Source organism: Stieleria sedimenti (genome assembly GCF_025060895.1).
GTDB lineage: Bacteria > Planctomycetota > Planctomycetia > Pirellulales > Pirellulaceae > Stieleria > Stieleria sedimenti.
Genome location: NZ_JANZKV010000306.1, coordinates 1 through 12,390 on the forward strand (window position 1 = coordinate 1; position 12,390 = coordinate 12,390).

Sequence of the window (12,390 nt, forward strand, 5' to 3'; positions counted from 1 at the left end):
TAACTTAGCGGGATTGGGCTAAAGCCTGCACACCAACGCTTATACCGGTACCATTCGGGGCAGGATTCATTTGCCGCCGATCCGTGCCGCAACCCGTTGTGAGGTCGCAGATGCAACGACCGGCGGTTTGCGGTTAAAATGGTTCTGCCCCCCTCGGCGACTTCGCTTGATCCCCCACCAAACGCCGGCAGCGAGAAGAACCAGACGTGCGACAATCGTCCGGTAGGAAACCGATGCAGAAAATGCTACTTCGAATCGCTCTGATCCTCCTTCCATCCGTCCCGACCCTGGCGTCGGAGGTGGATTTTGTGCGCGACGTGCAACCGATTTTCCAGAAGCATTGCGTTTCCTGCCACGGCGCGGAGAATCAGAAGAGCGGGTTGCGGTTGGACATCAAGTCCGAAGCGTTCAAGGGCGGCGATGGCTGGGGACCGATCCTGATCGCGGGTCAGGCGGACGAGAGCCCGGTGATCGAGTTGGTGAGCAGCGAAGACGAAGATTCTCGCATGCCGCCGGGAGGCGAACCGCTTTCGGAAACCGAGATCCGAACGCTGACGCGATGGGTCGACGAAGGTGCGTCCTGGCCGGATGGAGTTGATCTGGCGGAACTCGAAGACCGACTGGATCACTGGTCGTTTCATCCGATGACGTCGCCGCCAATCCCCGATGTCGAACACGTCCGTTGGCCGCGCGGCGCGATCGATCGCTTTGTGCTGGCTCGATTGGAACAACAGGGCCTGACGCCCGCCGTCGAGGCAGACTCGGTGAAGTGGCTGCGCCGCGTCACATTTGACTTGACCGGACTTCCCCCGACGCGACAGGAAGTGGACGAGTTTTTGGAACAGGTCATACGCGGTGATGCCGCCTACACCGCAGTCGTCGACCGCTTGCTCAAATCACCCCGATACGGCGAACGTTGGGCGCAACATTGGTTGGACGTCGTGCGTTATGCCGACACCCATGGATTCGAAGTCAACACTGAACGGCCGAATGCATGGCCCTATCGAGACTACGTCATTGCGGCGATGAATGCCGACACGCCCTACGATCGCTTCATCAAGGAACAGATCGTGGGCGATGCCTTGGGCGCCGATGCCGCAACGGGGTTCCTGATCACGGCTTCGGTTCTGCTGCCTGGCCAGATCGGCAAAGACGCTCCCTCGATTCGGCTGGCGCGTCAGGATTCGCTCGATGAGATCGTCAATAACGTTTCGCAAACCTTTCTCGGTCTGAGCGTCGGTTGTGCGCGATGCCACGACCACAAATTCGATCCCATCTCCGCGAAAGATTATTACAGCATGCAAGCGTTTGTCGCCGGTGTTGAGTACGCCGATCGCGAGATGCGTTCTCCGGAATCCGACGCATTGAAGCAACAAGCCATAGGTTTTCGCCAGCGTGTTTCCCAAATCGACGAGCAGTTGCACCGATTCGTTCCCCTGGCGCATCCGCGTGTCGATCGCGCTCTGGAAGCGTACTCCACCAACGCTGCTGAAAACACGGAATCGTTTGAACCGCTGACGGCCAAGTATGTTCGGTTTACGATTCATGACGCCAATCTGCACCCGAGTCTCGGATTGATCGAGCCGTGTGTGGACGAGTTCCAAATTTTCACCGCCGGCGGCGAATCACAAAACGTTGCCCTCACCTCACATGGAACAAAGGTCACCGCGTCGGGCAGCAGAACTTCGGCGAACCATCAACTCGAACACGTCAACGATGGTCAATTCGGGAACGCCCGGAGCTGGATGTCGGATCAGAAGGGCCGCGGCTGGTTGATGTTTGAACTTCCCAAGCCCATGCCGATCAACAGGATCGTTTGGAGCCGCGATCGCAAGCGACAGTACACCGACCGGCTCGCCACCGCCTACACCTTGGAAGCCGGACCGTCGATCGAGGCCATGACGACGTTGAAGCACGTTCCGCCACTACGGGCCGCCGTCTCCCCGTCGATGAACGTGGATCGGTTTTCGCCTGTGCGAGCGAAGCGGTTGCGGTTTTCCGTTCTGGCGACCAACAATCTTGAACCGTGCATCGACGAATTGGAAGTGTTCAACGGTGCCGGCGTAAACATTGCCTTGGCCACAGCGGGCACCAAACTGTCCACCTCCGGCGATACGCTTGTCGCGGACCGTCACAAACCGGGGTTCATCAACGACGGCCGTTATGGAAACTCACGCAGTTGGATGTCCGCTCAAACCGGCGCTGGCTGGGTGGAATTGGAGTTTGCCGAAACACAGGAAATCGTTCGAGTCGCGTGGAGCCGTGATCGTTTGGGAGAGTTCCAAGACCGCTTGGCCACAGAGTACCGCATTGAAGTTTCCGTCGATCAAGATTGGCAACTGGTGGCCGATTCCAGCGACCGTCGTGCTCCAGACGCCGACACTCCACAAGACCGGCAGTTCTCCACCGTCGGTCTGAATGCCGAAGACGCGCATCAGGCGACTCGCTTGATCAAGGAAAAGCAAACGCTGGAAGCCAAGATCAAAACCGCCGAGCGAGGAAAACTGGCGTTCGCGGGCAAATTCCGCAAACCCGACGCCATCCATCGACTCAATCGAGGCGATCCCGAACAACCGCGTGAGCCGGTGGTCCCCGCCGTGCTCGCCGCTCTCGGAGAATTGACGCTGCCGGCGGAGACGGCCGAACAAGAACGCCGCCGAGCACTGGCGGAGTGGATCGCCAGCCCAGAAAACCGTCTCACAGCACGCGTGATGGTCAATCGGATCTGGCAATGGCACTTTGGCACCGGGCTGGTTGACACACCGAACGACTTTGGCCGAAACGGGTCCGAGCCATCGCATCCCCAACTGTTGGATTGGTTGGCCCAGGAATTTATCCGATCGGGTTGGTCGATCAAACACATGCATCGGCTGATCAGCTTGTCGGCAACCTACCGCCAGTCCAATCAACATGACGCGTCGGCGTCGGCAAAAGACGCCGACGCGCGATTGTTGTGGCGCTACCCGTTGCGACGACTGGAGGCGGAAGCGATCCGCGATAGCATGCTCGCCGCCAGCGGGCAGCTGAACCTCACAATGGGAGGCCGTGGATTCAACTTGTTCAACAAACGCGGCGGGTTGTCCGGATTCACGCCCGTCGAATCCTTTACCGGTGATGGCCTGCGGCGGATGATCTATGCCCACAAGGTGCGACGTGAGCGTGATGCGATTTTCGGTGCCTTCGATTGTCCCGACGCGGGGCAAAGCACGGCGCGACGGATCGAATCCACGACACCGGTCCAAGCACTCAATTTGCTCAACAGCCGCTTCACCATCGATCAAGCCGCTGCATTTGCAGACCGATTGCAAACCGAAGCAGGCGATGATCTCCGTCGACAAATCCAACTCGCCTACCAGATCGGATTCAATCGCGAACCGAATCCCGATGAATTGGCCGACGCGCTTCCGATCGTCCGCGAGTATGGATTGCAGACGCTTTGCCGAGCGATGTTCAACAGCAATGAGTTTTTGTTTTTCCCGTAGTACTCTTGCCACATTTCCGTTGGCGATCCGCCGAATGTCTTGGAGGTTTCCGACACGGCTTCAATCCTTACATTCAATCTTCACCAAGCACTCCAGCAATTTTAGCGGGCTAACCATCGAAAATCAGCCCACGGATAGCAGCGCGAACCCACGGATGACAGGGTGAAAAAAAATCCGTGGGTTCGCGCTGCCATCCGTGGGCCCAGTAGTCGTTTGATCGTTCCGCAAGTCACAACCACGAGATGAAACCACTTTCCAACATCGGACGCCAATTCCTCAGCCGCCGCGGGTTCCTGACCAACGCCGCGACCGGGCTGGGATCGATCGCGCTGCTCGATCTCCTTTCCCAGGACCGTTTGCTGGCTGCTCAACCGGCGATCGATCCGGCGCGTCCGTTCGCGCCGCGTGAAAGTCATTTCCCGGGTAAAGCAAAGCGTGTGGTGGTGATTTTCTGTGCCGGAGCGGTCAGCCAGTTGGAAACCTGGGACTACAAACCGGAACTGATCAAGTTGGACGGCCAGCCGCTGAAGGATGGCCCGGCGGTGACGTTTCAAGGACCGGCGGGGAACCTGGCCCGCCCGCAATACAAGTTTCGTCAACGCGGCGAAACGGGAAAGTGGGTCAGCGACATGATTCCTCACTTGGCGGAATTGACCGATGACATCGCCTTCATTCACTCGCTGACCAGCAAGAGTAACACGCATGGTCCGGCGGAAAACTTTCTCTCCACCGGAACCCCGCTCGACGGTTTTCCCAGCCTTGGATCTTGGGCCAGCTACGCCCTGGGCAGCGAAAACCAAGACTTGCCGGCATACGTGGCCATCCCCGATCCCCGCGGTGTCCCGCAAAATGGATCCAACAATTGGGGACCGGGTTTTCTGCCGGCTGCATTCCAAGGCACACCGCTCAGCTCCAAGGAACCGATTCGTCATCTCCGCCCGCCGATCGTCTCTGCCAACGAAGATCACGCAACGCGAGGCTTGCTGCAGCGGATGAACGCACGTCATTTGAATCAACATCCCGGCGACAACAAGCTGGCGGCCCGGATCGCCAGCTACGAACTGGCCGCGCGGATGCAATTGAGCGTGCCGGAAATCACCGCGTTGGAATCTGAGCCGGCCCACGTCTTGAAAAGCTATGGAGCCGACGACGAATCGAATCCGATTCGTGCCGCGTTCGCCCGCAACTGTATCCTCGCCAGGCGGTTGATCGAAAGCGGCGTCCGATTCGTCCAGTTATTCAATGGTGCGTATGCCAGCGGCGGGGAACTGAATTGGGACGGGCACAATAAACTGAAAGAACAGTACGACAAACACGCCGCCATCCTCGATCAGCCGACCGCCGCGCTGATCAAAGACATGAAGTCACGCGGTTTATTGGAAGACACGTTGGTGGTCTGGTGCACCGAATTCGGTCGCATGCCATTTTTCCAGAAAGGCGCCAAAGGCCGCGATCACAACCCTGACGGATTCACCTGCTGGATGACCGGTGCGGGTATCAAACCGGGAGTCAGCCATGGGGTCACCGACGAACTGGGACAGAAAGCGGTCCAGGACGTTCATCCGCTGTACGACTTCAACGCCACGATTCTGCATCTGCTGGGGCTCGATCACGAGCGTTTGACGTTCGAACACAACGGTATCCAACGCCGTTTGACGAACGTCGAAGGCCACGTGATCCGAGAGATTTTGGCGTAGCCCGAGTTCAGCGAAACGCATCCTCCGTCCCTGACACGTACCGCTTCTACTTTGATCCCGAGGGGATCACAGATAGTAGCCGGAGGCAAGCGCAGCAACCCCTCCGGGCAACGCTGTGAAGCATTGATTCCCTTCGTTTTACGAGGTGTTAGCGGCAGGACGCGAACCCTCCGGTTTTGCAACGCGTTTTCAACGCCGAAACCGGACGGCTCGCGCCGTTCCGCTAACTCCTTCCGTGTCAGCGTAGGTAGCATGACCCCGACGGGGGTCAAAGCCAGTAGCCGGAGGTGAGCGCAGCGATACCTCCGGACATCCGGTCCACCGCCTGACGCGACCCCGGAGGGTGTCGCAGCAAATCGCGTCAGAACCCTCGGACCCGGCCTGCCGCCCCGCGTGAACAAGCATCCCAGATCAAGTCTTTCAGCGAGGCGGACTGCGGCACCGCCGGCGGATTGATTCGCTGCGACCCCGTCCGGGGTCGAGTGGAATCCGGGACGAGCTTCCCGGAGGTGACGCTGCGCTGACCTCCGGCTACTCGCTGAAATCCCTCCGGGATACTCGGTTCGCTGACGCTCCCCTCTGCCAACAAACGGAGTGTGTCTTGTTAGCGGCAGGACGCGAGCCCTCCGGTCCCTCATGGTTCCCGAAACACCGGAGGGCTCGCGCCCTACCGCTAAAAAACGCTTCACACCGAAGCCCTCCGGAGTGCAGCCGTTTCCGCCGCCTAGTGATCATGCCCTTCGTGATCATGACCTTCATGATCATGACCTTCATGATCATGACCTTCATGATCATGCGCCACGTCGCCCGTATACGACTTGCCTTCGATCTCGATCGTCACCGCACCTTCGGCGCCGGCATCGAGCCATTGGTCCAACTTTTCATCGTCGGAGGTAAAACGCGACGATTGTTCGGGCGGATCGTTTGTGTCGGGATTGGCCGACAATTCGAACGAGGCGACTTGGCCATCGTGCTTCAGACTGACCACCAGTTTGTCGGCCGCGATGGGAACCGGCTTCGTCGCGGAAGAGTCCAGGACATACATCGAGATCGCATCCGCACCATGGACCAGCTCTGCGTGAAACGCTTCTTTGCCGAGTTCGACGAGTTCTCCTCCGTGCGGACCATGTTCGGGATGACCGTGGTCATCGTGCGTATCGGTCGACGCATTGGATTCGGTGTGGGGGTCTCCGGTCGCTGAAGTCGGTGGGTTTGTCGAGGGATTGCATCCGGCGAAACAAACGGCCAATGCGACAACGGAAAAGCAAGTGAAAGTGTTTTTCATCGCGTTCTCTTAAGTGGTGAGGGGGGAATCATCATCGGTGGATGTCGCCACGACGTGTGACGATCTGTCTTTCAAAATCTGTCGGCCGGCACCGAGCCCGATGGTCCAGAACAGCGCCGGGCGGACAAAGAACTCCGCCAGCGTGCTGGTCAGCAATCCGCCGACGATCACGGTGGCAATCGGGTACAGGATTTCTTTTCCGGGTTCTCCGGCGGCCAACGCCAACGGCAGCAACCCGATTCCGCTGGTCAGCGCCGTCATCAACACCGGCGCCATCCGCTCCTGACCGGCTCGCCTGACCATCTCTCGCGTCCAAGATTCGCCTTCGTGCTCGACCAGATGCAGGTAATGGTTCAGCAACAGAATCCCGTTGCGACTGGCGATCCCACACAGCGAGATAAAACCGACCATCGCAGCGACGGTTAGGTTTTGTTCGGTCAGGACCAGCGCGGCGACGGCTCCGATGAACGCGGTCGGCAAGGCAACGAGGACCTGCAACGAGAAGTTCACGTTGCCGAACAGCGTGTACAGCACCAGGAACATGCCGACCAATGCGACGACCGACAGCACGGCCAGTCGTCGGGAAGCGGATTGTTGACTCTCAAATTGTCCGCCGTATTCGATAAAGTAGCCCGGTTCCAACTCCATTCCGGCCAACTGCGTCTTGATGTCGTTGACGACATCGACGACACCACGCTGGGACACGTTGGCTTGCAAGACGATACGCCGACGGACTTGTTCGCGTTTGATCATGTTCGGACCGCCACTTTCATAGATCCGCGCGACGGACTCCAACGGCACCACCCCGCCGTCTGGCAAGGGGATGACCAGCCGCTTCAATTTCGAAACGTCTTCGCGAAACGGTTCGTCGAGTCGGACGAGCAGATCAAAGGTGCGTTGACCGAGCAGGACTTGACTGACGACTTCTCCGTTCATCGCGGTTTGGACGATTTCCATCACGTGAGCCGGACGCAAGCCATTTTGCGTCAACGCCCTGCGATTGAGTTCAATCCGCAGTTGCTGAATATTGGTTTGCTGTTCGATCAAGACGTCCGCCAGCCCCTCCACTCCGGAAATGCGCTGTTTCATCTCTTCCGCTTTCTTTCGCAAGACGTCTAAATCGTTGCCGTAGAGTTTGACCCCGATCTGGGCCTTGACCCCTGAGATCATGTGGCTGATCAAGTGGGCGAGCGGTTGTTCGGTGCTCGAAACGACACCGGGGATTTCACCCATGGCCTGTCTGATTTCGTTGATCGTGTCTTCGCGGTCCGCATCGTCGGCGATTTCCAAAAACAGCTCGGTAACGTTGACGCCTTCGGCATGTTCGTCCAACTCCGCTCGGCCGGTTCGGCGGGCGATTGATTTGACGTTGTCGATTTCCATCAATCGTTGTTGAACGCTCTGGCCAATTTTGTTGCTGGTGGCTAACGAGGTGCCAGGTGCAAGCAGCGCGTTGACCTGCACCGAACCTTCATTGAACGGTGGCAGGAAATCACGTTCCAATTGTGACGCTGCGGCCAGCGCGAAGGCGACCAGCACGGCGGCGATACCCAGCACCGGACCGGCCATTCGCGTGCTCAGGCTGATCGCCAATCCGGCGATGCCCTTGAGCCCTTCCAGCAACCGACCTTCCTCGGCGGTTTCGCCACCAAGCCAAACTTCGAGTGTCTCGATCACGATCCAAATGACCGGCGTCAATCCGATCGTCCACCAACGTTCATCACCGGGCAAGCCGATCGGCAGAGCCAGCAAATGAATGGCTCTGGGCAGCACCCAGTAAACGATCAAAGCCGCGATGCCCAGCGACAAAACGGGCAAAACCCATCGCCACACCCGTCGACCAACCAACAGCAACGACGCCAGTACCGGTGTGACGGTCAGCGAGACGGCGAGGGAGGCAATCAATGAAACCACGTAGCCCATCGCCAACGGCACAAATAGCTTGCCCTCCATGCCTTCGAGTGCGAACAGTGGGATGAAGACCAGGACGACGATCGCCGTGCCGTACACGACGCTGCTGCGGACCTCGATGCTGGCTTCGTAGACCACGTTCAAGATCGGGCGGGGATTGGCTGCGTTGCGATTTTCTTTCAGTCGCCGAAAGATGTTTTCGACATCGACGATCGCGTCGTCAACCAATTCACCGATCGCGACAGCCAAGCCGCCAAGGGTCATGGTGTTGATTGACAATCCAAACGCGGCGAAGACGCAGGCGGTGGCGATGATGGACAGCGGGATGGCGGTCAGTGTGATGAAGGTGGTGCGAAAATTCAACAGGAACAAGAACAGGATGACCAGCACCAACACGCCCCCGTCGGCCAGCGCCTCGACGACGTTGTCGATCGCCCGGTCGATGAAGGATCGCTGCGAATAGACGTTGGCAACGCGGATGTCGTCCGGCAGCGCGATCTTCAGTTCTTCCAAAGCTCGCTCAATCGCCCGATCGACCGCCCGGGTATCGCTTCCGGGTTGTTTATTGATCGTCAGCACCACGGCCGGGCCGCCTTCGATGTTTCCGTTTTCGTCGCGGGTATAGGCCGACGAATCGCCGCGCATTTCCTGGACGCCTTTGACAACTCGGGCAACGTCACCGAGCGTGATCGCGCGACCTTCGCGTAGCGTGACTGCGATTTCCCGCAATTCGTCCAAACTGGTGATTCGCCCCAAGCCCCGGACGAGCAACTCATTGGGCCCGCGTTCATCCAGATAGCCACCGGTCGCGTTCAGATTCGATTCGGCCACGGCGGTATGTACATCGTGCATCGTCAGCTCGAACGAACGCAGCGCGTCGGGGTCGACCAGCACCTGGTACTGCATCCGGCCGCCGCCCATCGTGAACACTTGCGACACACCCGGGATCGTCAACAGCCGTTGGCGGACGACCCAATCGGCCAACGTTCGCACTTCCATCGGCGGCGTCTGTCCGCCTTCACTCCACATTCCGTACATCAGGATCTGTCCCATGATGGACGAAATCGGGGCCAGCGTCGGCTTGATGCCGTCGGGCAATTGATCGTTGGCAAGCTGCAGTCGTTCGTTGACCACCTGTCGATCGTTGTAGATGTCGGTGTTCCAGTCGAATTCGACGTAGATGACCGACAGACCGATGCCGCTGCTGCTACGGACGGCTTCGACACCGCTGGCACCGTTGAACGCGGTTTCCAGCGGAAACGTGATCAACGCTTCGACTTCTTCCGGCGCCATGCCCGGGGCTTCGGTGATGACCACCACCCGCGGACGATTCAAGTTGGGAAACACGTCGATCGGCAACCGTCTGGTTTGGTAGCCGCCGACGACCAGCAAGATCGCAGCAACGGCCAGCACGATCAGCCGGTTGTTGAGCGAGAAGGAGATGATTTTGTCTAACATGGTCGCAGAGCGGTCGAATTCCGGTTCCGTTGCAGAGGGGGCGTTGGCGGGCGAGCCTTCTTTCGCTCGGCGGTCAGTGGTTGTGGCCGGCATGGGGATCAATCGCCCCGCCGGACCGGTTCTTCATGGCCATCTGCAATTGGTGGGCGCCGCTGACGGCGATCACCTGTCCCGGCCAGACTTGCCCGTCATTGTGGATCGCGACGTTGATCGAATCGCGGGCAATGATGGAAACGGGGACACGATCGAAGTGGTCGCCGTTTTCGACGAACAAATAACGTTCGGCCCCTTCCTCGGCGACGGCGTCCTTGGGAACGACGATCGCGTTCTCGACTTGCGAAACCGGCAGACGAACCGTCAATCGTTGTCCCGGTTTGTACTGCCAACTGATATAGCGTTTGTTGCCGTTTTGTTCCGTCCGTTCCACTTTATTGGTCAGCGAGACATAGAAAGGTAGCGCGCGTGATCGGCGATCGATTTCGGTGCCGATGTAGACCACTTTCAGCCCGTCGATCAGCTCCGGCCCTTCGCCGGACGATTCGATGATGGCTTGAACGTCGGCGCCGGTATCGGCCGCTTTTCGCAACGCCTGTCCGTCGCGTTGGAATGCCTGCCCTTCGATCAAAACCTGACTGAAATCAGACAGCTGCGCCAATTCGTCGCCCGCACCGACCGATTCGCCGCGGCGGGCCAATAGCTCGGTCACCAGGAACTCCGCCTCCACGTGACGATGTTCCTCCGCCTGCACTGGCGGTTGAAGCATCGATGCGTAACGCTCCGTCAATGATTCGGAGAGACGATCGTTGGCGTGACCGAGCGATTCATGGTGCAACGAATCGTCTTCGTGAATCAGGGGAGCATAAACCGTGATCTCGCGAATCAACACACGCGATCGTTCGATCTGCATGATCTGCTCTTCGGTCAAACCGTGCAGCAACATCGCCTGCCGCGCGGCCCGCACACCCGCCATCAACTTGTCACGCTCGTACTGACGGGCCAACAGCGTTTTGCCGGCGATCGCACCGGATGACGCAACCGACGACAGGCGATCGATCTCGCGCTGTTCGACATCCAGTTCCCCGAGCTTCGTCAGAAACGTTTCTTGGGTGTTGACCAGGTCTTGGTGAGTCAACCTCAGCGTGAACAGCGGCGCGCCACTTTGAACCAGTTCCCCGCGCGAAACCAAGATCGAATTCAGCACGCCGGTCAGCGGGCTCGTCACCGCAATGTGCGTGCGTCCAGGCCACTGGGTCACCACGCCCGGGACCTCCATGTATTGCGTGTATCGCCGCACGTCCACCCTCGCCGTTCGCAGCCCCATGTTGGCCCGAGCCTGCTTGCTGAGCGCAACCGATTCGACTTGCGAATGCCCGCTGTGGCCATGGTCTTCGTGCGGGTCATGGTCCGCGTCGGTTTCCGCCGTCGCGGGATCGGCCCCGGTAAACCGAGACAACGGATTCGTTCCGACAGTGATGCCAATAACGATCGTCAAGAGGACAGCGACGAGTGTGATCGACGCACCGCGCAATCGCGCAAGCCACGGGTGAGGCGTAGGCATGTTTTGGGTTCCACAGAATGGGCACGCACAGGCGCAAAGAACGCATGACGAGGATCATCAACCCGATCTGCGATCGCGATCGATGAAAGTGCAAGAATGATTTGACAAGGGCGAAGTGATTCGCGCGATCAAATCTGCCACGAGCAATGCAGGGCGCAGCGGGACAGAGAGTCGTCCGGGGCGATGCCGGATCGGACGCCGTCAACAGACAAGCGACCGCGTGACGACCGAGCCAGTGACGCGTCTGTGTCAGCCGCAGCGAACCCCACCTGGCCGACGTCAACGGAGAACGTGAATCCGCTGGAGCCGATGAAGCTGCATTGGACCACCGAGCAGCACGGCGTCTCGCCATGCGGACAGGGTGTTCCCGGACAGGGCGTTTGTTGACAACCGTCGTCGAAACTCGCCGCCACCATTTCCACCGCAGCCCGCTGGTGATCGATCACGTCACGATCGGTGTCAGCATGCCCGTGGCAGTGATGAGCGTCACACAATGCGGTTGGTTCAACCTGTCGGTGCGCCTGGTGAACGTGCTTCGCATCGGCGCAGCTGTGATGGAAACCGCACCCGAAAATCGAGTGCAGCAACATCGCTGCGACGGTGAAAAGTCTGTACGTGGCGTTCACGCTCGGAATCCCTGCGGTGGATGGCTTAGTTTGTTATCGACAATCCGTTCGTCCTGGTAAAGTCATTTTTGCGGCCTGACGAATCTCGGACGTCGCCAACGACTGGTTGGTCGAAGCCCGCACCGGCAAAGAGGTCGTGCCGTTTTCAAGCCGTTGATAGTAATGGGTTTTCGTCACTCTCCCCCTGGGAGAGTCGAGCGTAGCGAGGAGAGGGTTCTCTTTGCTGCTTGGGACGCGAATCGGGCAGCTGAGGTAAAACTCGCGATTCACCGTTCGTCCTCCCCTCGCGGGCTGTCGATTTAGTCGATGTTCCGAAATTAATGCCATGATGACAGCCCGACGCGTGAGGGAGGGGCGCCGCGTGGCCCCTTGC

Annotated in this window: 6 protein-coding genes; 2 read left to right on the forward strand and 4 right to left on the reverse strand. The window is 59.0% G+C overall.

Features of this window, described 5'->3' with window-relative positions; genetic code table 11:
- Positions 1–242: 242 nt before the first annotated feature.
- Both NZK35_RS31295 and NZK35_RS31300 read left to right on the forward strand, forming a co-directional pair.
- Positions 243–3,482 carry a DUF1553 domain-containing protein gene (locus NZK35_RS31295; RefSeq protein ID WP_259636471.1) on the forward strand — a complete coding sequence of 1,080 codons (3,240 nt, stop codon included), beginning with the start codon at positions 243–245 and terminating at the stop codon, positions 3,480–3,482.
- Between the two features lie 242 nt (positions 3,483–3,724).
- Positions 3,725–5,179 carry a DUF1501 domain-containing protein gene (locus tag NZK35_RS31300; RefSeq protein ID WP_259636472.1) on the forward strand — a complete coding sequence of 485 codons (1,455 nt, stop codon included), beginning with the start codon at positions 3,725–3,727 and terminating at the stop codon, positions 5,177–5,179.
- 724 nt (positions 5,180–5,903) lie between these two features.
- On the opposite strand, the gene NZK35_RS31305 is transcribed toward NZK35_RS31300, so the two are convergent.
- From NZK35_RS31305 to NZK35_RS31320, 4 genes are all read right to left on the reverse strand, one after another.
- Entirely contained in the window at positions 5,904–6,464 is a 561-nt protein-coding gene (locus NZK35_RS31305) for a hypothetical protein (protein ID WP_259636473.1), read from the reverse strand.
- Positions 6,465–6,473: 9 nt separating this feature from the next.
- The gene (locus NZK35_RS31310) at positions 6,474–9,833 is read right to left on the reverse strand and encodes an efflux RND transporter permease subunit (protein WP_259636474.1); all 3,360 of its coding nucleotides are present in this window, start codon (positions 9,831–9,833) and stop codon (positions 6,474–6,476) included.
- Positions 9,834–9,906: 73 nt separating this feature from the next.
- Positions 9,907–11,391 (reverse strand): efflux RND transporter periplasmic adaptor subunit, encoded by a 1,485-nt coding sequence (locus NZK35_RS31315; protein ID WP_259636475.1) that lies wholly within the window; start codon positions 11,389–11,391, stop codon positions 9,907–9,909.
- 128 nt (positions 11,392–11,519) lie between these two features.
- Positions 11,520–12,017, reverse strand: a complete 498-nt coding sequence (locus tag NZK35_RS31320; protein ID WP_259636476.1) for a hypothetical protein — start codon at positions 12,015–12,017, stop codon at positions 11,520–11,522.
- Between the last annotated feature and the right edge of the window lie 373 nt (positions 12,018–12,390).

Coding starts and splice junctions, on each gene's coding strand:
- NZK35_RS31295 (WP_259636471.1), top strand. CDS start 243: ATGCTACTTCGAATCGCTCTGATCCTCCTTCCATCCGTCCCGACCCTG.
- NZK35_RS31300 (WP_259636472.1), top strand. CDS start 3,725: ATGAAACCACTTTCCAACATCGGACGCCAATTCCTCAGCCGCCGCGGG.
- NZK35_RS31305 (WP_259636473.1), bottom strand. CDS start 6,464: ATGAAAAACACTTTCACTTGCTTTTCCGTTGTCGCATTGGCCGTTTGT.
- NZK35_RS31310 (WP_259636474.1), bottom strand. CDS start 9,833: ATGTTAGACAAAATCATCTCCTTCTCGCTCAACAACCGGCTGATCGTG.
- NZK35_RS31315 (WP_259636475.1), bottom strand. CDS start 11,391: ATGCCTACGCCTCACCCGTGGCTTGCGCGATTGCGCGGTGCGTCGATC.